The following is a 20,353-nucleotide window of genomic DNA, read 5'->3' as shown; positions in this document are numbered from 1 at the left end:
GGGGACGGGATCTCGGGGGTGGGGACGGGATCTCGGGGGTGGGGACGGGATCTCGGGGGTGGGGACGGGATCTCGGGGGTGGGGACAGGTTATTTCCTGTGCTCTGGGACCAGTTGGTGTTCATGCGCCCGACGGGTGGCGTGGGGTGGAGGGTGAGGTGAATGCCGAAGGCCCGGCTACCTGGGGAACGGGGCGCGCCTTTGGGGAACGGGCGGGCCGTTGGGGAACGGGCGGGAGTGCAGGGCGTCGGTGGGAGATGGATTGGGTCAGTCGGTGTGGGTGGGTTGGGTGGGGGAGTGGCGGAGGGTGGTGGTGGCCGGGATGAGGGTCGCGGTGAAGGTCAGGAGGGCGGCTGCGGCGGCGATGGTCAGGTAGATCCAGAGTGGGCCGGTGGGGACGGGGCTGTTGGCGACCTTGGTGGAGAAGGGGAGGAGGCAGGCCAGGGCGACCGCGGTGCCGAGGGTGATGCCGGTAAGGGCTATCAAGGTGCTTTCGGTGGTGAGCATGCGGAGGACCTGGAATCGGGTGGAGCCGGTCAGTCGTTGGAGGGCGAACTCGCGGCGGCGGCGGAGTGTGGTGGAGACGAGGGTGTTCACGACCGACACCGCGGTGTACGCGATCAGCATGCCGACGAGCAAGTAGTTGACCCACGCCTGCGTCTGCAGGTCCTCGATGTTCGAGGCAACCAAAGCACTCCGGTCAGCGACCTGCACACCCGGGTGTGCAGCGGCCAGCTCAGCGAGTGCCGGTCGTACGTCAGCACCGGGCTCGGCGCGCACGAGCAACTGCTTCGTCAAACCGTCTGTGGTGTGCGCGGCGAGCAGCGATGCGGGCAGGATGATCGACTCGTACCCGCGTTCGGCCGCGAACGTCGCAACGACCCGCAGCTTGACGGGCGTACCGTCGCCCAATGTGACCGTGATCTCGGACCCGATCCCGCGACCAGTCTTCGCGGCCATGTACTCCGGGACCGCGGCGGTCGACCCGGTCAGCCCGGCGAGCGAACCGCCGGTCAGCCGAACCGGTGCGGGGCCATCGGAACCCTGCGCGTCGACGCCCACCAACGGCGCGCCGTCCTCGTCGAAGGGAGCCTTACGTGGATCGTCGACGGCGCCCATGCTGCGGACGTACGCCGACGCGCTCGCCACACCAGGTACGTCGCGCACGTCCGACAGCAGCTTCGGCGCGAGGCCGGCGTCAGACACCAGTACGGCGTCCGCGCGCAGGTCGCGGGTGAACGCCTCGGCGGACGCATGTACCTGCGTGGTCTGCATGTACAGGTTGGCCGTCGAGATGCCGACGGCAAGCATCACGGGGATCACCGCCGACGACAGCGCGACCGAACGGGCGGAGAGGTTGCGGATCGCCAGCCGGCCGTTCACCCGGGTTAGCGCCTGGACCGGCCACCGCCAGAACCCGAGGACCAGCTTCGTCCAGAACGGGCCGAGCAACGCCACCCCGATCGCCCAGCACAGGATCGACGGGCCCGCCGTCGAGCCTGCGAGCGGTCCGGACATCACCGTCATCGTTACGATCAACAGCGCCAGCCCACCGCCCAGGAACAGCAACCCGAACAGCAAGCGGATCCAGCTGAACCACCGCCGCTGCAGCGATGCTTCGGCCAAAGCCTCGACCGGCCTGATCCGCGCCGACTTCCGAGCGGCGATCAGTCCCGCGCCGACCGCCGCGAGGACGGCCGCTCCCGCGCCGGCAGCGAACGGGATCCATCCCTGGGCGAACTCGATCACCGGCGACGCGACACCGTGCGAACTCAGCTTGTCGAACAAGAACCGACCGAGAAAGACCCCCGGAACAGCGCCGACGACCACAGCTGGCAGCGACACCAGCAAGGCCTCGCCGAGGATCATCCGCCGTACCTGACCGGGCGTCGTACCGATTCCGCGGAGCAACGCGAACTCACGTTCCCGGTGCTGCGCCGACAACGCCAACGTCGACGCGACCACGAACATCATTGTCATCGTGGCGATGCCGCCGAACGAGCCGGCGATCGCGATCAACGCGGTACGGCGGGATTCCGCGTCGGGATGCTCCGCGAGACCGCGGTCGATACCGGCGCGGACGGTCAGACCGGGGTCGACTGCCTCGAGCCGCTCCTTCACAGCGGAGAGGTCGGTATTGGGGGCGACCTGGACGCCGACGTCGGCGAAGCGATCCGGGTTGGTGACGAAGCGCGCCGCGTCAGCATCCGCGAAGAAGGCGTGACCCGCGGCGCCGGCAGCGATACCGCTAACGGAAAACGTTTTCGGTTCGCCTCCGATGAGCAGTGTCAGCCGATCGCCGACTTTGCCCGAGGCAACAACCACCTCGCCGGGCCGCGGCGCGCGCCCATGACTCAAGGGGTACGGAGCAAGCGCCGCCCCGGCCCAGTTGTGACCTTCGGAAACGACCGTGGACGCCGGACCGCTGCCGCTGGACACGGCCGGAAAGGTGTAGTCGCCGACGGCGGACGAGACGCCCGCCACTGAACGGATCTTCGGCAGCAGCGAGACCGGCACCCCGACCCGCTCGCTGAGCGGAGTGGGATCCTCGACCCCGGGCCGATGGTGCGACTGCTTGCCCGTGACAACGAGTGCGGTGCCGGCCAGGCGTTCGGGCGCGACGTTGGACCGGATCCCGGTTTCCATCAAGCCACCGCAGGCCATCACGATCGCCGTACCGAAGACGACCGCGACGAACGTTGCGATGAATCCACCTTTGCGGAAACGCAAGGTTCGGACGGCCAGCCGCATCATCCCGCCACCGCCTGCAGCTTGGAACGCGCACCCAGGTGCGTCATCCGGTCGGCAACGGCCTCGGCGGTCGGCGCGGCCAGGCTTCCGGCCAGCACGCCATCGGCGAGAAACACGACCTGGTCCGCGTACGACGCAGCGACCGGGTCATGGGTGACCATCACCACGGTCTGACCCTGGGTACGGACCGGTTCGCGCAACAGGTCGAGGACGTCGGCCGCAGTCTGCGTGTCGAGGGCGCCGGTCGGCTCGTCGGCGAAGATCACCGCCGGCCGCGCGACGAGCGCCCGGGCGATCGCGACCCGCTGCTGCTGGCCGCCGGACAGTTCGCCCGGCCGGTGCTTGTGCCGGTCCCCGAGGCCGACGCGCTCCAGCACCTGACGGACCGCGGCCTTGTTCGGGCGCCGGCCGTCGAGTTCCTGCGGCAGGCAGACGTTCTGCCAGACCGTCAGCGCGGGCAGCAGGTTGAAGGACTGGAACACGAAGCCGATGCGTTCCCGGCGGAGCTCGGTGAGTTGCCGTTCCTTGAGCCCGGCCAGCGGCCGGCCGTCGATCACGACGCTGCCGGACGTCGGCCGGTCGAGTCCGGCGGCACAGTGCAGGAACGTGCTCTTGCCCGAACCGGACGGACCCATCACAGCGGTGAAGGTGCCCGGGGCGAACTTGATCGAGATTCCGTCGAGGGCGGTGACCGCGTTCGCGCCACGGCCGTAGACCCGGCGTACATCCTGCAGGACGACCGAGTATCCGGCCCCGTCGACTGTTTCCTGCGTCCGTTTCCTCATACCGAAGACGCTAGGGAGCGACGCAGCGCGCGCCCATGGTGCTGAACCGCCGACCGGGGTGGACGAAACCCCACCATCGACACGTCCGGCTACCCCTGCGGATTCAGGGGACTCGATCCCTAGCTCTTGCCGGCGCCGAAGAGGGCTCGGAGACCGGCGGTGAAGTTGTCGGCGGTGACGTCGCCAATCAGCAGCCGCTGGATGATGAACCCCGGCAGCAGCCCGAACATCGCCTGGGCGATCCAGCGCGGATCGGTGTCGGGATCGAGGGTGCCGTCGGCCTGCGCGCGCCGGGCGACGGCCTCCATGTGCTCGCGGAGCTGGCTGTACTTGCCGACCGCGATGGCCTTGACCTCCGGATTGCGCAGCGACTCGGCCCAGGCCTGCACCGCGACCCGCGTGACGTCGCCGCCCGGCCGTTCGGCGATCGCCACGACCTGGTGGATCGCGGCGTCCAGCGCAGCTAGCGGCGACAGCGGCTCCGAGGAGGCGAGCAGCGTGTTGAAGAACTCGTCGACCGTGCTCAGCGCGTCCTCGGCGATCGCGCCGACGATCTCCTCCTTGCTCTTGAAGTAGCCGTAAACGGCGCCCGCGGACAGCCCGGAGGTGCGGATCACGTCCGCCATCGTCGTCTTGTGGAAGCCCTGCTCGATCACGCAACTGCGGGCCGCGGCGACGATCTGCGCGCGGCGGGCCAGGCGGTGTTCCTCGGTGACCTTCGGCATGTCAGAAACATAAAACGAATATTCGTTCTTGACAACCGGGTCTGCCGAGGCCAAGCTCGGACCATAAAGAACGAGCATTCGGTTTTATAACAGAGGGAGTACCGCCATGAGCACTCAGGCGCACGCGGCCGACCGTCGCCGGCCGCCCCTGATCGCCGTCGTCACCCTGCTGACCGCGATCCTCACGGTGTTGCTGATCGCGTTCGCCTGGCCCGCCGCCCGTTCCGGACCACGGGACCTGCCGCTCGTGGTCGCCGGTCCGCCCGCCGCCGTCCAGCAGGTCGAGGCAGGTCTCGAGCAGGCGATGCCGGGTGGCTTCGAGCTCACCGCCGTACCGGATCGGGAGGCAGCAGTGCAGCGGATCAAGGACCGGGACGCGTACGGCGCGATCGTCCTGAATCAGGCACAGCCGGAGGTGCTGACCGCCTCCGCGGCCGGCCCAGCAGTCGCACAGATCCTGAACCAGCTCGCCGGCCACATCTCGCCGCAGAGCCCGGCCAAGGTAACCGATGTCGTACCGCTGCCGGAGGACGACCCGCGCGGTGCCGGCCTGGCCGCGGGTGCGCTGCCACTCGTGCTCGGTGGGCTACTGGCTGCGGGCGTGCTGACCCAGTTGGTGCGCCCCGGCGCCAAGCGGGTCGTCGGCGCGCTCGGGTTCGCGGTCGCCGGCGGTCTCGCGCTGGCCGCCGTACTGCAGTACTGGCTCGGCTCGTTCGAGGGCAGCTACCTCGGTAACGCGGGTGTGATCGCGCTGTCGATCGCGGCGATCAGCTTGACGGTGCTCGGTCTGGAGTGGCTGATGGGTACGGCGGGGATCGCGCTCGGCGGCGCCGTGATGATGCTGCTCGGCAACCCGCTGTCCGGGATGACGAGTGCGCCCGAGATGCTGCCGAGCGGCTGGGGAGCGCTCGGTCAGCTGCTGCCGCCCGGCGCGGCGGGTACGGCGTTGCGCTCGGTGAGCTACTTCGACGGCGCAGGTATCGGCCGCCCGCTCGCGGTACTCGGAGGCTGGCTACTGCTCGGAGTTGTGATCTGCGGAATCGGAGCTCTGCGTGGCCGAGGCCGTACCGAGAGCGTTCGTCAGGAGGCGCCGGTGATGGCCGCGTGACAAAGTAGTCGTATGACAACGCGGTGACCGGATCGTTACGTCCGAGTCACCGCGTTGCCGCGCGTCCGCCGCGACAACGTTGTCTGTCAAGCATTGACTTCCGCCGTCCGAGGCTCCTACGGTCGCGGGAAAGCCCGCAGGTTTGAGTCGTGGTACTGGCATGACAACGATTGCCCGAAGGTGGACCTGAATGATGTCTAGGAAACGTTTCACAGTGGCGGCCGCCGCGAGTGCGCTGCTGCTGGCGGTCACGGCCTGCAGCCAGGGGTCGACGACCAAGGAACCGGAGGCCGGCGGCTCGCAGAGCGCCGGTCCGGCGAACATCAAGATCGCCTACCAGCAGTGGGGTCCGGGCACGGTGATGAAGAACTTCCTCACCGGCGTCAAGTCCGAGTACGAAGCCGCGAACCCCGGCTCGAAGGTCGAGATCCTGCCGATCGTGGCCTCGGAGAACGACTACTACACCAAGCTGCAGCTGATGATGCGGTCGCCCAACACCGCGCCGGACGTGGTCTACGAGGACACCTTCCTGATCAACTCCGACATCACCGCGGGTTACCTGCGGCCGCTCGACGACTACATCAAGGACTGGGACCAGTGGAACCAGTTCGAGGAGACGGCCAAGGGCGCCGCGAAGGCCGGTGACGGCAAGACGTACGGCATCCCGGACGGCACCGACACGCGGGCGCTCTGGTACAACAAGACGCTGTTCAAGCAGGCCGGTCTGCCGGAGGACTGGCAGCCGAAGACCTGGGACGACGTGCTCAGCACGGCCCGGACGATCAAGCAGAAGCTGCCCGGTGTCATCCCGCTGAACGTGTACTCCGGCAAGCCGATGGGTGAAGCGTCCGCGATGCAGGGCTTCGAGATGCTGCTCTACGGCACCAAGGACAGCCTGTACAACAACGAGCAGCAGAAGTGGGTCGTCGGCAGCCAGGGCTTCAAGGACTCGCTGAACTTCATCAAGACGATCTACTCCGAGGGCCTGGCGCCGTCGCCGAAGCAGGCGCTCGACCCGAACATGGGCAGCAAGGTCGGCACCGAACTGCTGCCCGGGAACAAGCTGGCGATCGACCTCGACGGCTCCTGGCTGCCGAACAACTGGCAGCAGACCGGCGCGAAGCCGTGGCCGCAGTGGACCACCGTGCTCGGCCAGACCGCGATGCCGACCCAGGACGGCGGCGGCAAGGGCAAGGTCAGCCTGTCCGGCGGCTGGACCTGGGCGATCCCGGCCAAGTCCAAGAACCCGGACGCGGCCTGGAACCTGATCAAGACCCTGCAGACCAAGGAGAACGCGACCGAGTACGCCACCGAGGGTGCGCAGATCGCGGTCCGCAAGGACGTCGCTGCCGATGAGACCTACAAGACCTCCGCGAAGAGCACGCAGTTCTTCACCGACCTGGTGTCGGTGACGGTCTACCGTCCGGCGTTCGCGGAGTACCCGAAGGTCTCCAACGAGATCATCACCGCGATGGAAGCCGTGATGACCGGCCAGTCGTCGCCGGACGAGGCCGCGAAGAACTACGACGAAGCGGTCGAAGGGATCGTCGGCAAGGACAAGACGACTTCGGGCCAGTAGCCGAACCGATCAAGGAACCCTGCCTGTGACGACAACTGTCGCTCCGACGGCCTCGACTCCCGCTCCCTCCGGCAAGACGTCGCGAGGGAGCGGGAAACCGCGGGCCGCGAACTTCCTCCGGATGCTGCCGCTCTCCCCGGCCATCGGACTGATGCTGGTCTTCCTGGCCGGCCCGATCATCTACTGCGTGTACGCCGCGTTCACGAACATGGCGCTCACCGGCACCGGCGCCGCGAACGTCAAGTTCGTCGGCCTGGACAACTTCCGCAAGGCCTTCGGCAGCGGCGCGTTCACGAACGCGATCTGGCTGACCCTGGTGTTCACGCTGATCTCCGCGATCATCGGGCAGAACACCCTCGGCCTCGGGCTCGCGCTGCTGATGCGCAAGTCCACCAAGCTGGTGCGCAACTTCGTCGGTACCGCGGTGATCGGCGCGTGGGTGCTGCCCGAAGTGGTCGCGGCGTACCTGCTGAGCGCGTTCTTCAACGACGAGGGCACGCTGAACGTGATGCTGCACGCGGTCGGCCTGCCCGGTCAGGACTGGTTGTACGCGGCACCGATCATCGCGGTGTCGCTGGCCAACATCTGGCGCGGTACGGCGTTCTCGATGCTGGTGTACTCGGCCGCGCTGAGCGAGATTCCCAAGGAGATCGAGGAATCGGCCGAGATGGACGGCGCGGGCGGCTGGCGCCGGCTGCTGTTCGTGACGCTGCCGATGATCACCCGCGCGATCATGACCAACCTGATGCTGATCACGCTGCAGACGCTGAGCGTGTTCGGCCTCATCTACGCGATGACCCGCGGCGGCCCCGGCACCAAGAGCCAGACGCTGCCGCTGTACATGTACGAGCAGGCGTTCAGCTTCTCCCAGATCGGCTACGGCACTGCGATCGCCCTGGTGATGCTGGCGATCGGCGCGGTCTTCTCGCTGATCTACCTGCGTGGCTTGAATTCGGAGGCGGCATGACAGTGCAGATTCCGCGACTCCGTCGCCGGAGGTCATGGGGCTTCGACTCCCGGTCTTCCCTCGTCGCTCCGGTCGCTGCGCTCCCTGCGCTCCTCAGTCCAGACCGGGAGGCCCCATGATCGCGCGCGACCGCATCAGCAAGCTGGCGTCGAACCTGGTGCTGCTGGCGATCGGCGTACTGTTCGTGCTTCCGCTGTTGTGGGTGCTGTTCGCGTCGATCAACCGGACCGCGGGGCTGCGGGTCGAGTTCCCGACGCACCCGTCGCTGGAGAACTTCAAGGCGGTCCTGAACACCGACACGACGTACCGGCCGGTGCTCAACGGTGTCGTGCTCTGCGGCGGTGCCGCGTTGCTGACGATGGTATGCGCGGTGCTCGCGGCGTACCCGCTGTCACGGTTCAAGACGCGGTTCAACCGGCCGTTCCTGCTGACGGTGCTGTTCGCCACCGGATTGCCGATCACCGCGGTGATGGTGCCGGTGTACGGCCTGTTCGTGCAGCTGAACCTGGTCGACACGATCGGCGGCACGATCATGTTCATGGCCACCAGTTCGCTGCCGTTCGCGATCTGGCTGACCAAGACGTTCATGGACGGCGTACCGATCTCGCTCGAGGAAGCGGCCTGGGTCGACGGCGCGGGCAACATGCGTGCACTCTGGGCGATCGTGCTGCCGCTGATGTGGCCGGGCATCTCGGTCGTGCTGATCTTCACGTTCATCGGCATGTGGGGGAACTTCTTCGTCCCGTTCATGCTGCTGCTCTCTCCGGAGCGGCTGCCGGCGTCGGTCAGCATCTTCACGTTCTTCGGCCAGTACGGCGAACCGAACTACGGACAGTTGGCGGCGTACTCGCTGATCTACACCACGCCCGTCCTGCTGCTGTACCTGCTGCTCAGCCGCAAGCTCGGCGGCGCGTTCGCCCTCGGCGGCGCCATCAAGGGCTGACCCCGACGACGGACGCAGCGCCCCTCCCGCCCAGCTGGTGGGAGGGGCGCTGCGCATTCAGTCGGAGCCGAGGGTTGCGCGGGCGTGGATCCAGGAGTCCAGCTTCTCCGCGAAGGTGGCGCTGCGCTGCGGGTCGACGGCGGACTCGGCGAAGCGGACGAGCGCGATCGGCGCGAGGGCGGTGGCCGTCTGCGGGTCGGCGTCGACGACGACGGCCAGGCGGATCACGAACGTGGTCAGGCGGGTCAGCCGCGCGTGGTCGGGAGTGTCCGCGAGTTCCTTCAGCTGCGAGCGGAGCTGCTTGATCGTGCGCAGCGCCGTACGGTGCTCGCCGCGGCCGGATACGGCCTCGAGCTCGTCGGACGGGATGCCGAGGATGCCCGCGGCCTCGGGCGATGCCTCGCCGGCCGACGCCCTGCCGAACAGCCGTGGCTTGCCGGCCTGGATGCGGTCGGCGACCCCTTCGAGCAGCGTGTCGAGCGCGGTGACCAGCCCGGGTACGGCGAGGTCGGCGGTCTTGCGGCGGTTCGAGTCGAGCGCCGCGACGCGGGTGTACTCCGTCTCGACCGCCGAGCGCAGCGACTCGGGCCAGTCGTCGAGACCGGTCAGCGCCTCGTGGCGCGGCGCGGACGGGTTGAGATCACGGGCATCCAGCGGCTTGGCGCCGGCCCGGGCCGCGGTGATCTCTTCTTCGAGCTTCTTCTGGGGTCCTGGGACGATCGAGCTCACGCCTCCAGCCTACGCAGGTTCCAGATCGACGGGACGACCAGCGTTGCGAGGACGATCACCGCGAAGAGCACAGCGCCGTACAGCTCGACGGCGCGGGCGCTGACCGCGAGGGCGACGTACCCGACCGTGAGCTGCCCGATCGGACCGGTCACGAACGAGCCCAGCATGTCGTACGACGCGACGCGCGACAGCTTGTCGATGGGTACATGCTGGCCGAGCGCGGTCTCCCAGCCGATCCCGAACACGTCGAACCCGATGCCGAGGACAAACGCAGCGATCATCATCACCCACAGCTGCGGGAACAGCGCCAGACACAGCATGATCGGAACCGCGAGCAGCATGCCGAACATGCCGGCGCGGACCGGATAACGCGGCTTGAGCCGCAGCATGACGATGCCGCCGGCAACGAGTCCGGCGCCGAAGCAGGCGCTGACCACACCCCAGCCGGCGCGCCCGAAGGTACCGTCCGCGATCACCGGGCCGAGCACCTGGTAGCACGCGGTGAAGATCAGGTTGAGCAGACCGAACGCGAGCACGATCACCCACACCCACTGCCGGGACACGAACTCGTGCCAGCCCTCGCGCAGATCGGTGAGAACCGAACTCGGCTGCCGCTCGATGCGCGGGATCGTCAACCGGGACAGCAGGAACGCGCCGGCCAGGAACGTCACGCCGTCGACCGCGAGCCCCACGCCCGGTCCGGTGAAACCGACGATGAGGCCCGCGACGGCGCCGCCGCCGATCATCGCCGACGAGCGCGCGAACCCCGCGAGCGCGTTGGCCTGCGGCAGTTCGCCCCGGTCGACGATCGACGGCAGGATCCCGGTCATCGCCGGCATCACGAACGCCGCCGCCACGCCGTTGACGGCCTCGATCGCCGCCAGTTGCCAGATCGCTGCGTGCCCGCTGAGAACCAGGGCGGCGGCCAATCCTTGCGTGAGTCCGCTGACCGTGTTGGCGGTGACCAGGACCAGGTGCCGCGGCAACCGGTCGGCGATCACACCGCCGATCAGCAAGAACACGACGTTCGGGATACTCCGCGCCGCCAGTACCGTGCCGACCGCGGTCGGCGAGTGCGACACGTCGAGCACCGCGAACACCAGCGCCACCGGCGCGATCGCCGACCCGAGAATCGAGACGAACCGCGCCGACACGAAGATCCGCACGTCCCGATGCCGCAAAACAGCCAGGTCCTGCCGAAACCCCACCCAAGCCTCCCCGCCCGCCAGAACCAACCCGCCGATCCTACGCACCCCACACCCACACCCCGCGCCCCATACCCCGCGTCCCACCCCGCCGCGCCGCCGTGCCTTTCGCCGCGTCCCACCCCGCCGCGCCGCCGTGCCTTTCGCCGCGTCTCGTGCCGCCGTACCTCGGTGCCCCACGTCCTGCCGCGTCTCGTGCCGCCGTACCTCGGTGCCCCACGTCCCGCGCGCCGTGCCTCTGCCGCGCCCCGCGCGCCAGCACGGCTCGCGCTCACACCCACCCCGGCGCCGGCGCGTCGGGTTGCCCACTCAACTGGAGGGTTGCCTACTCGAAATTCGGATGGGCAACCCTCCAGCCGAAGGGGCAACCTGCTCGGCCGACTGACCTCCATCAGTCAGACGACCGGGCCAGCCCCTGAGCTGGGCGGGTTCGGTCGCCGGACTGCTACGCGACGGGATGTCCGGGCGCTTGTGACCGATCCCTGGGTGGGTCTGGGTGACCGAGTCGGCGCCCGCGCTGGACGACCGCGCGTGTTCCCGCACGGTGGGTTTACCCATCGTGTTGTGGGTTCCTGACCCGTGTGAGGGGTGCGGAACCCACAACACGGTGGGTGAACCCACCGTACGGTGGAAACCCGGACCCCCCACCGACCACACCACGCCACCACACCACGCCACCACGCCGCAGACCAGCACGCCGCACCACGCTGCCCCACCGCCACGCTGCCCCACCGCCACGCTGCCCCACCGCCACGCTGCCCCACCGCCACGCTGCCCCACCGCCACGCTGCCCCACCGCCACGCCGCCCCACCGCCACGTCGAACAGTCACCGCGTGCCGGGTTCGCCAACCTCTGCGCCGGGTGCCCCAACCTCTTGGCCGAGTGCACCAACCTCTGCGCCGGGTGCACCAACCTCTTGGCCGAGTGCACCAACCTCTGCGCCGAGTGCACCAACCTCTGCGCCGGGTTCGCCAACCTCACGCGTCACATCCCACGCTCCACCGCCCGAGGGTTACCCACTCAACTGGAGGGTTGCCCACTCGAATTTTGGATGGGCAACCCTCCAGTTGAGGGGTTGCCCCCCCGAAGTGGAGGGTTCGCGCAGACGTGGGATGTGGCTTGTCGGGGGCAGACCGTGGAGCGGGCGATGCGGAGAGTGTCGTAGCCGGAGAGTGGGGCGGACAGCCGGGCGGACAGCCGGGCGGACAGCCGGGCGGACAGTGGGGCGGACAGTGGGGCGGACAGTGGGGCGGAGGGCGGCGGGGGCGGCGGGGGCGGCGGGGGCGGTGGTGCGGTGGGATGGGGGTGCGGTGGGATGGGGTGGGTTGGGTGATCGGGGGGTGACCCGAAGTGGTGGGTGTTTCCGGGGGGTGTGGGTTCGGCGGTACGGTCGGTGGTTGTGAGAGGCCGGGTATGGGGCGTACGGGGGAGCGTCGCGCTGGGGCTCCTGGTGCTCGTTGCAGCGGCCTCGGTGGGCGTGGGGCGGTGGGAGCGTGAGTTCGGCGGGCGGAGCGCCGAGATTCATCTGGCGCTCGAGACGGTCAACGCGTGCATCGCGCTGTTGCTCGCGTTTCTGGTGTACGGGCGTTTCCGGCGGACGTACAAACGTCAGGACCTGCTGCTGTTACAGGGCCTGGTCGTTCTCGGTACGGCGAACGCGCTGCTGACTGTCACGCTCGTGGCAAGCGAGACCGGCGCGTTCGGGAACTGGTTGCCGCCCGCGCTGCGGATCGTCGGCACCGTGCTGATCGCCGCGTCGGCGCTCAGTCCGGATCGTCTGGCGCGGAGGCGTGGATGGCGGCATTGGGCGCTGGCTCCGGCCGTCGTGGCGATGCTGGTGGTTGCCGCGATCGTCTACTGGCGCAGGGATTCGCTGCCGCCGGATCCCGACACTGAGACCCGGCTGGTTCCGCAACTGCTCACTCTGACCTGTTTCGCGGTGGCAGCGGTGGCGTTCACCCTGCAGGCACGCAGCCGGGACGACGAGCTGCTGCGCTGGCTTGGGCCGGCGTGCGCGGTCGGGGCGCTCGCGCGGCTGAGTTACCTGGTGTTCCCGCCGGAGCGCGCAGATTCGCTGTACTCCGGCAGTCTGTTGCGGACCGCGTCGTACCTGTTGCTGCTCGTCGCCGCGGGCCGTGAGATCAGTCGCCACTGGGCCTTGCAGGCGCAGGCCGCCGTGGCGGAGGACCGGCGGCGGCTGGCGCGCGAGATGCACGACGGCGTACTCCAGGAACTCGGGTACATCCGGTCCGAGGTCACCGGCTTCCGGGAGGCCGACCCGCCCCGGGTCGAACGCATCCTCGCCGCCGGAGATCGCGCGCTCGACGAGACACGGCAGATGGTCGAGGCACTCGGCCGGCCGGACGACGAACCGCTCGGGCTGGTGCTGCACCGGGCCGTCGAGCAGCTCTCCCAGCGGTACGGCGTGGTGCTCGACCTGCAGCTGGACGAGGCGATCGTGGTCGACCGGGCCCAGCGGCACGCGTTGGTGCGAATCGCCCGCGAGGCCGTCCTGAACGCGGTCCGTCATGGCAAGGTGGACCGTGTCCGGGTCGAACTGGGGCGTGACGCCGACGGAAGTCGTCTTGTCGTCCAGGACGGCGGACCGGGGTTCGACCCGGCGACCCGGTATGCGGGGTTCGGGCTGGTCAGCATGCGCGAACGCGCCGAGGCGCTGCCGGGAACCTTCGCGATCGAGTCGCGGCCGGGCTGGGGGACAAGGGTGACGATCACATGGTGAACGAACCGAAGCGGTGCTGGTACCGCAGCGCTGCAGGCGTGGTGGTCCGTCGATGACTGCCGAACCGCGCCGGGTGGTGATGGCCGACGATCATCCGCAACTCCGGGCGCACATTCGGCACGCGCTCGAGGCCGGCGGGTTCGAGGTTTGTGCTGAGGCGGGGACCGGGCCGGAGGCGGTGCGGCTTGCTCAGGAGTACGAGCCTGACGTCGTACTGCTCGACATCCACATGCCCGGCAGTGGCATTCGGGCCGCTGCGGAGATCTCCCGGCTGCTGCCGGCAACCGCGATCGTGATGCTGACCGTGTCGCGCGACGACAACGATCTGTTCGACTCGCTGCGGGCCGGTGCTTCCGGCTACCTGCTCAAGGACACCGATCCCGAGCGATTACCGGCGGCGTTGCGCGGCGTACTGTCCGGCGAGGCCGCGATCCCAAGAGCGCTGGTGGCCCGCATCCTCGACGAGTTCCGGGATCCGGGGAAGCGGCGGCTGGGGCGGCGCTCGAAACCGGCAAGCCTGCTCAGTTCCCGCGAATGGGAGGTGATGGCCTTGCTCGCCGAGGGCCTGACCACCGACGAGGTCGCCAAGCGACTGTTCCTGTCGCCGACGACCGTTCGGGTGCACATCTCCTCGGTGCTGCGCAAGCTCCGCGTCAAGGACCGGCAGTCGGCCCTCGACCTGCTCCGCGAAGAGCCGTAGCCGGCTGCTCCGCGAAGAGCCGTAGCCGGCCCGAACAGCGCCGGCCCGCATCGAGCCGTGCTGGCAACGCGGCGCCGCACGCAGCAACCTCCGGTGCCAGTGGACCGATCGCGAGGGCGGTCTCCCTCCTTACCGCCCTCGCGATTCGGTCTACCCCCCGGAGGCCTTACTTCTTCAGGTCCACCTGCGCCGACACCGGAGCCGTGAAGCTGCTGTCGGAGACGGTGACCTTGTAGGAGCCGGCGGTCAGTGCGCCGCCGGTCTGCTGGCTGAGCTTGGTGGACAGGTTGTAGATGTACTGCGTGTCCGACCAGCGCATCTGCTGCCCGTTGGTCGCGGCGACGTCGACCGTGGTCTCGTTGACCTGGGCGTCCGCCGTGCTGTCGACCTTGGCCAGCGAGACGGTCGGCGTCAGTGTCGTGACCGCCGCGCCGTCGCACCCGGTGACCGTGATCTTGACCGGGATGGTGCTGCCGAGCTTGAACACGCTCTGCCTGCCGCCGGCGTTGATCGGCTGCAGCAGCGCACTCGCGGTGTGCTGCGTTGTGAAGGACGCGCTACCCGCGTCCTCGCCACCGTCGTCGTCGGTGACCGTGAGGACGACGGTGTAGGTGCCGTCGGCGGTGTAGGTGTGCGAGCCGGTAACCGCGGCCGACGCCGGGTCGACGGTCGTCGTACTGCCGTCACCCCAGGCGATCGCCGCGCTGTGGGTGTCGTCGGTACCCGGGTCGGTGAAGGACCCGTTGACGGACACGGCGCAGGCGTTGGTCCGGGTCGCGACGACCGGGCCGACCGTCGGCGCGACGTTCGCGGCGGTCCAGGAGAACGACGCGGTCGCGGCGGCGTGCTCGCCGTCGGTGGCCTGGACGACCACACTGCCCGAGGCGTCGTCGGTGGCGGTGTGCGACCACGACCAGGTGCCGTCGCCGTTGTCGGTAACGGTGCCCGCGCCGCTGACCTTGCTGATCGTCAGGGTCGAGTTGCCGTCGGCGTCGGTGAACGCGCCGGAGGTGCTCAGCGCGGAGCCCTCGGAGCCGTTCTTGTCCTCAGGAGCACCGGAAACCACCGGCGCGTACGAGTTGCTGTCGCAGGCGTCGCCGAGCGCGTCGCCGTCGGCGTTGGCCTGGTCCGCGTTGGCGACCGCCTGGCAGTTGTCGGACGCGTCCGGTACGCCGTCCTGATCGGCATCAGGCGCCGTGACGACCGGGTTCGTGATCCGCACCGGGATCTGGACGTTGTTCTTGAACGTCCCCGGCCCGGCCGTGTTCGTGGTGATGGTCGCCGTCACGGTGCCCTCGGCCGCGCCGGTGGCAGCGCTGAAGCTGACCGGCACCTCCACACAGTCGGTGAACGTGATCGAGGCCGGCGTGGCGGTGACGCCGGCTGGGGTGTCGAAGGTGATGACGAGCTTCTCACCGGCATCGATGTTGCAGCCGGTCTCGCCGTCGCCGTTGTTCGCGACGACCTTGACCTTGGCGGTGCCGGTGGAGGCCGGGTCGCCGGCCACCAGGGTCACCGTCGAGCTGCCCTCGATCGAGTCGTTGATGTTGTCGGCGTACGCGATGCCGCCGGCCGTCAGGGCGACGGCCGCCGCGACCACGGTCCCCAGGGCCGCGCGCCGTGCCGTCGTGACGTACTTGGTCAATGGAATGCCTCTCCCCGCTGGCGGTACGCACCGTTCGTGCGCACCGATTGCCGTAACGCTACGTAGCAGGGAGTGCGGCTGGCCAGGGACAAAGGTCCTTTTGAGCGTTCAAGTACCTAAACGCCGGTGAGCATCTGACCTGCGGGGGAGGGTAGATGTCAGCGGATCACGGTGACCGGCCGGTGCCGTCGGCAACGAGGTGCGGTTGTCCTTCGTTGTCACCGGTTGTGACATCCGCAGCCCTGCCGCAGCGGCCAGGTTTTCGTTACCTTTGGGTATTGGTCCTCGATCTCCAGGAGGTTCCGTGAAGATCAACGACGTACTGCGCGGCAAGGGCACCGAGGTCGTCACCATCTCCCCGGAGGCCACCGTCACCGAGCTCCTCGCGCTACTGGCCGAACACAACATCGGTGCCGTGGTGGTCAGCCCGGACGGCACGTCCGTCGCGGGCATCGTGTCCGAGCGGGACATCGTCCGGCTCCTGCACGGTACGCCGAACGCCGGCGACGTCCGGGTCAGCGCGATCATGACGTCCGAGGTGCACACCTGCACCCCCGACGACCTGATCGACAACCTGATGCGGCTGATGACCGAGCAACGCATCCGACACGTCCCGGTCGTTGTCGACGGCAACCTCGCCGGCCTGGTCAGCATCGGCGACGTGGTCAAGCACCGGATCGGCGAACTCGAGTTCGAGCGCGAGCAACTCTCGAACTACATCACCAGCTGATGCACAGCGCTCCCGCCCCCTGGCTCGGGGGCGGGAGCGACGAAGTTATTCGGCCTCGATCAGTTCGCCGAGGTCGAGGGATTCCAGCTGCGGGCGGACGTCCTTGGCCTCACCGACGACGACCACGAGCAGTCCGTCGGCGCCGACGTACCGGCGGTAAGCCTCGGTCGCCTCGGCGGCGGTGGTCTCCGCGATCGTGCGCAGGTAGGTGTCGGCGAAGTCGATCGGTACGCCGTTCGCGATGTTGCTGCCGACCTGCTGCGCGACCGAATCGGCCTGCTCGTAGCGCAGTGGCGCGGTGCGGATCAGGCTGTCCTTCGCCTCCTGGACCTCCTGCTCGGTCAGGCCTTCGCGCGCCTCCAGCAGGATCCGCAGCGCGTCACCGATCGCGGCGCCGGTGACCTCGGTGCGGACGGCGCCGCCGAGGCTGAACGTGCCGCCCTTACGGGGCGCCGAGAAGCTCGTCCGCGTCCCGTAGGTGTAGCCCTTTTCCTCGCGGAGCACGGTGTCCACGCGCGAGGTGATGGTGCCGCCGACCACGTGGTTCGCGACCGCGGCCGCACCCCACGCGGGGTCGCGCCGGTCGGGGCCGGCACAACCGATCAGCAGTTGGCTCTGCACCGAGCCCGGCCGGTCGACCAGCACGACCCGATTGCCCGGGATGTAGATCGGTTCCGGCGTCTCCAGCGCGGGCCCGGCGGCTGACGTCCAGTTGCCGAACGCCTCGTCGATGATCCCGGCCACGTCCACGCCGGTCGCGTCACCGGCGAACAGGATCTCGGCCCGCTCCGGGCCGATGTTGTTCCGGTAGAACTCGGCCACCTGGACGTTGGTCAGCGGCCGGATCGTGTCCGGCCGGCCTGCGGTCGGCCGCGACCTGCGCGTCGACGGGTCGAACAGGTACGCCGCGAACGCCTCGCGCGCCCGGTACCCGGCGTTGGCCCGCTCCTGGTTGATCTCGCCGAGCCGGATCGTCACATGCCGCCCGACGTCGGCGGTGTTGAACGCGGGCCGTGTGATCGCCTCGGCCAGCAGCTGCACCGCCGGCGCCAGATGCGAGACCGGCACCGAGATTTCGACGTGCAACGCGTCCGAGCTGACATCCACGCCGTACGCCGCTCCGTGCCGCTCGAGGGCCGCGGCGAACTCGTTGGCCGAGTGCAGCTCAGTGCCCTCGTCGAGGGTCCGCGACATGATCGTGGCGACGCCCTCGAACTCGCGCGGTTCGGCGATCAGCGGCATCGCGATCGTCACCCGGACGGTGGCGACGTACTGCCCCGGGCGGTCGAAGACGTGCACCGGCGTACCGACAGCGGTCCGGGTGGTGACCGCCTCGGGGAACTTCCACGGTCGCGGCGCACCGACGGCCGGTGGGGTGGTCAGAACCTGGTTCATGCGTCTGCTCCCGACTCGGCAGCGGTCTCCTGACCGGCGGCCGTCTCCTGGCGGCGGTACGTGACCTGGGCGCGGCCCGCGGCGCGGATCCACTTCTGCGCGGCAGCCTGCACCTGGTCCACGGTCACGGCCTGGATCTGGTCGATCCGGGTGTTGATCCGGTTCGCGTCACCGAACAGCAACGCGTAGTGCGAGATCTCGTCGGCCCGGCCCGCACAGCTCGCGAGCTGCTCCAGCCAATCGCGCTCGGCCTGCGCCTGCACGGTGGCCAGCTCGTCCTCGGTGACGCCGTTCTCGGCCAGCTTCTCGATCTCCTCGAGCAGCGCGTCCTCGACCTTCTGCAGGTCGACGCCGTCGGACGCGATCCCGGTCAGCGTGCCGAACGAGACCCCGCCGACCAGCGGCAGCGCACCACCCGACACCGACTGTGCGATCTGCTCGTCGCGGACCAGGCGCCGGTTCAGCCGGCCGCTCTGCCCGGCGGCGAGGACGTCGAGCGCAAGCCCGGCCGCGTCCAGTTCGGGCGTGCCGTCGACCGGCAGCCGGAACATCATCGTGACCAGGTCGGACGGTACGTCGTCGACCACGTCCTCGCGGTGCACCTCGGTCAGCGGGCCGATCGTCCCGTCCGGCGCCGGTGGCGGCGTAGGGATCGCGGGCAGCTGGCCGAAGTACCGCTTGGCGGCGTCGAAGGCGTCGTCGGGGGAGACGTCGCCGACGATGCTCAGCACCGCGTTGTTCGGACCGTAGTACTTCCGGAAGAAGGCGTGCACGTCCTCGAGCGACGCCGCGTCCAGATCGGCCATCGAGCCGATCGTCATGTGCGCGTACGGGTGTCCCTCGGGGAACGTCAGCCGAACCAGCCGCTCGTAGGAGTCGCCGTACGGGCGGTTGTCGTAGGACTGCCGCTTCTCCTCCTTCACCACGTCCCGCTGGTTGTCGAGGTTCTCCTGGTTGACCGCGTCGAGCAGGTAGCCCATCCGGTCCGCCTCGAGCCAGAGCGCGAGGTCCAGGCCGCCGCTCGGCAGCGACTCGAAGTAGTTGGTGCGGTCGAAGAACGTGCTCGCGTTCAGGCTGGCGCCGGCGGTCTCCAGCAGGCTGAAGTGCTGACCGGAGGCGACGTTGCGCGAGCCCTGGAACATCAGGTGCTCGAAGAGGTGCGCGAACCCGGTCAGCCCCGGCGGTTCGTGGCGCGACCCGACGTCGTACCAGAGGTTGACGGCGACGATCGGGACGGCGCGGTCCGAGCTCACGACGACCCGCAGGCCGTTGTCGAGCGTCTGCTCCGCGATGGCGTACGTCAAGGGCATACCGGCCACCTTACGTGGTCGCGAAACTCCCTCGCGGGCCCTGACGTGTGCACTCTCGACAGGACGTGCCGGGTGCCGGGTGGTGCACCTGAGCGTGATTCGCTCCGCGCGTACGGCGTCTCGGCGGTGCTCTACCTAATGAGGTGACACACCATCGTCACTCGAGGCGCTTCAGGACCTCGTCGTGCAGGCGGCCGTTGGTGGCGACGGCGTTCGGGCCGTTCGGACCCGGGGCGCCGTCGACCGAGGTGAACTTGCCGCCGGCCTCCTCGACGATGATCGCCAGCGCGGCCATGTCGTACAGGTTCAGCTCGGGTTCGGCGGCGATGTCGACCGCGCCCTCGGCGACCAGCATGTACGACCAGAAGTCGCCGTACGCGCGGGTCCGCCAGACCGAGTCCATCAGCTCGGCCCACTGGTTCTTCTTGCCGATCTTCTCCCAGCCCTTGAGCGACGCGTACGACAGCGAGGCGTCCTCGATCCGGCTCACGTCGCTGACCCGGCACGGCTGCGACGAGTGCAGCGCGCGGCCGGTCCAGGCGCCGTCGCCGTACGACGCCCACCAGCGCTTGCCGAGTGCGGGCGCGGAGACCACCCCGACGACGACCTGGTCCTCGATCATCAGGCTGATCAGCGTGGCCCACACGGGGACGCCGCGGATGTAGTTCTTGGTGCCGTCGATCGGGTCGACCACCCAGCGGCGCACGCCCCAGCCGGTGGTGCCGTCCTCTTCACCGACGAACGCGTCCCGCGGCCGCGCCCGGGCCAGCGTCTTGCGCATCACGTCCTCGACCTTCTTGTCCGACTCGCTCACCGGGGTGAGGTCGGGCTTGGTGGCCACGTGCAGGTCGAGCGCCTTGTAGCGGTCCATCGTGGTCGAGTCCGCGTCGTCGGCCAGGATGTGGGCGAGCCTCAGGTCATCCGTGTGCGAAGGCATGCCGGAAGGCTAGCCTGAACACCGGGTACAGCGCTTCGGCTGTCCGGCAGGAGTTGCGGATCGGTTGCGGTGCGCGGTGAACCGATCCAGGTCGTTGAACGTTC

The 20,353-nt window shown here is 69.0% G+C and carries 16 protein-coding genes; 7 read left to right on the top strand and 9 right to left on the bottom strand.

Features of this window, described 5'->3' with window-relative positions; translation table 11 throughout:
* Nucleotides 1–266: 266 nt before the first annotated feature.
* The 3 genes from AB0B82_RS19790 to AB0B82_RS19780 all read right to left on the bottom strand — a co-directional run bounded on the left by AB0B82_RS19790 (nucleotide 267) and on the right by AB0B82_RS19780 (nucleotide 4,260).
* Nucleotides 267–2,753 carry an FtsX-like permease family protein gene (locus AB0B82_RS19790; RefSeq protein ID WP_360170105.1) on the bottom strand — a complete coding sequence of 829 codons (2,487 nt, stop codon included), beginning with the start codon at nucleotides 2,751–2,753 and terminating at the stop codon, nucleotides 267–269.
* Nucleotides 2,750–3,535, bottom strand: a complete 786-nt coding sequence (locus AB0B82_RS19785) for an ABC transporter ATP-binding protein (RefSeq protein ID WP_360170102.1) — start codon at nucleotides 3,533–3,535, stop codon at nucleotides 2,750–2,752. Before AB0B82_RS19785 ends, AB0B82_RS19790 begins: the two co-directional genes overlap by 4 nt.
* Nucleotides 3,536–3,654: 119 nt before the next feature.
* A complete protein-coding gene (locus AB0B82_RS19780) occupies nucleotides 3,655–4,260 on the bottom strand; it encodes a TetR/AcrR family transcriptional regulator (RefSeq protein WP_360170100.1) in 606 nt (201 codons plus the stop codon).
* A 106-nt stretch (nucleotides 4,261–4,366) separates the two neighbouring features.
* Here AB0B82_RS19780 and AB0B82_RS19775 point away from each other — a divergent pair, with 106 nt between their 5' ends.
* From AB0B82_RS19775 to AB0B82_RS19760, 4 genes are all read left to right on the top strand, one after another.
* Nucleotides 4,367–5,368, top strand: coding sequence for a hypothetical protein (locus AB0B82_RS19775; RefSeq protein WP_360170097.1), 1,002 nt, complete (start codon nucleotides 4,367–4,369; stop codon nucleotides 5,366–5,368).
* A gap of 190 nt (nucleotides 5,369–5,558) precedes the next feature.
* The gene (locus AB0B82_RS19770; protein WP_360170094.1) at nucleotides 5,559–6,947 is read left to right on the top strand and encodes an extracellular solute-binding protein; all 1,389 of its coding nucleotides are present in this window, start codon (nucleotides 5,559–5,561) and stop codon (nucleotides 6,945–6,947) included.
* Nucleotides 6,948–6,972: 25 nt separating this feature from the next.
* Nucleotides 6,973–7,914, top strand: coding sequence for a sugar ABC transporter permease (locus tag AB0B82_RS19765; RefSeq protein ID WP_360170091.1), 942 nt, complete (start codon nucleotides 6,973–6,975; stop codon nucleotides 7,912–7,914).
* Between the two features lie 115 nt (nucleotides 7,915–8,029).
* Complete coding sequence (locus AB0B82_RS19760; RefSeq protein ID WP_360170088.1) at nucleotides 8,030–8,857, top strand: carbohydrate ABC transporter permease; 828 nt, start codon at nucleotides 8,030–8,032, stop codon at nucleotides 8,855–8,857.
* 57 nt (nucleotides 8,858–8,914) lie between these two features.
* Here the strand turns inward: AB0B82_RS19760 and AB0B82_RS19755 are convergent, their stop codons facing one another.
* Both AB0B82_RS19755 and AB0B82_RS19750 read right to left on the bottom strand, forming a co-directional pair.
* Nucleotides 8,915–9,586 (bottom strand): hypothetical protein, encoded by a 672-nt coding sequence (locus AB0B82_RS19755; RefSeq protein WP_360170085.1) that lies wholly within the window; start codon nucleotides 9,584–9,586, stop codon nucleotides 8,915–8,917.
* Nucleotides 9,583–10,794 (bottom strand): MFS transporter, encoded by a 1,212-nt coding sequence (locus AB0B82_RS19750; RefSeq protein WP_360170082.1) that lies wholly within the window; start codon nucleotides 10,792–10,794, stop codon nucleotides 9,583–9,585. The genes AB0B82_RS19755 and AB0B82_RS19750 overlap by 4 nt, the downstream gene beginning before the upstream one ends.
* 1,397 nt (nucleotides 10,795–12,191) lie before the next feature.
* Here AB0B82_RS19750 and AB0B82_RS19745 point away from each other — a divergent pair.
* Both AB0B82_RS19745 and AB0B82_RS19740 read left to right on the top strand, forming a co-directional pair.
* On the top strand, nucleotides 12,192–13,532 hold the full coding sequence (locus tag AB0B82_RS19745) for a sensor histidine kinase (RefSeq protein ID WP_360170079.1): 1,341 nt from the start codon (nucleotides 12,192–12,194) through the stop codon (nucleotides 13,530–13,532).
* A 52-nt stretch (nucleotides 13,533–13,584) separates the two neighbouring features.
* Nucleotides 13,585–14,232 carry a response regulator transcription factor gene (locus AB0B82_RS19740; RefSeq protein ID WP_360170076.1) on the top strand — a complete coding sequence of 216 codons (648 nt, stop codon included), beginning with the start codon at nucleotides 13,585–13,587 and terminating at the stop codon, nucleotides 14,230–14,232.
* A 166-nt stretch (nucleotides 14,233–14,398) separates the two neighbouring features.
* Here the strand turns inward: AB0B82_RS19740 and AB0B82_RS19735 are convergent, their stop codons facing one another.
* The gene (locus AB0B82_RS19735) at nucleotides 14,399–15,877 is read right to left on the bottom strand and encodes a PxKF domain-containing protein (RefSeq protein WP_360170073.1); all 1,479 of its coding nucleotides are present in this window, start codon (nucleotides 15,875–15,877) and stop codon (nucleotides 14,399–14,401) included.
* A 304-nt stretch (nucleotides 15,878–16,181) separates the two neighbouring features.
* Between AB0B82_RS19735 and AB0B82_RS19730 the strand changes: the two genes are divergently transcribed.
* A complete protein-coding gene (locus AB0B82_RS19730) occupies nucleotides 16,182–16,607 on the top strand; it encodes a CBS domain-containing protein (protein WP_360170070.1) in 426 nt (141 codons plus the stop codon).
* Nucleotides 16,608–16,652: 45 nt separating this feature from the next.
* On the opposite strand, the gene AB0B82_RS19725 is transcribed toward AB0B82_RS19730, so the two are convergent.
* The 3 genes from AB0B82_RS19725 to hisN all read right to left on the bottom strand — a co-directional run bounded on the left by AB0B82_RS19725 (nucleotide 16,653) and on the right by hisN (nucleotide 20,249).
* Nucleotides 16,653–18,002: a pitrilysin family protein gene (locus AB0B82_RS19725; RefSeq protein ID WP_360170067.1), complete on the bottom strand. Its 1,350-nt coding sequence runs from the start codon at nucleotides 18,000–18,002 to the stop codon at nucleotides 16,653–16,655.
* Complete coding sequence (locus AB0B82_RS19720) at nucleotides 17,999–19,312, bottom strand: pitrilysin family protein (protein WP_360170064.1); 1,314 nt, start codon at nucleotides 19,310–19,312, stop codon at nucleotides 17,999–18,001. Before AB0B82_RS19720 ends, AB0B82_RS19725 begins: the two co-directional genes overlap by 4 nt.
* 157 nt (nucleotides 19,313–19,469) lie before the next feature.
* On the bottom strand, nucleotides 19,470–20,249 hold the full coding sequence (hisN, locus tag AB0B82_RS19715; RefSeq protein ID WP_360170061.1) for a histidinol-phosphatase: 780 nt from the start codon (nucleotides 20,247–20,249) through the stop codon (nucleotides 19,470–19,472).
* Nucleotides 20,250–20,353 lie beyond the last annotated feature (104 nt).

Source organism: Kribbella sp. NPDC048915, assembly GCF_040649595.1.
GTDB lineage: Bacteria > Actinomycetota > Actinomycetes > Propionibacteriales > Kribbellaceae > Kribbella.
The sequence above is the reverse complement of the archived record's forward strand: the minus strand, read 5'-3'. Positions and strand labels throughout refer to the sequence as shown.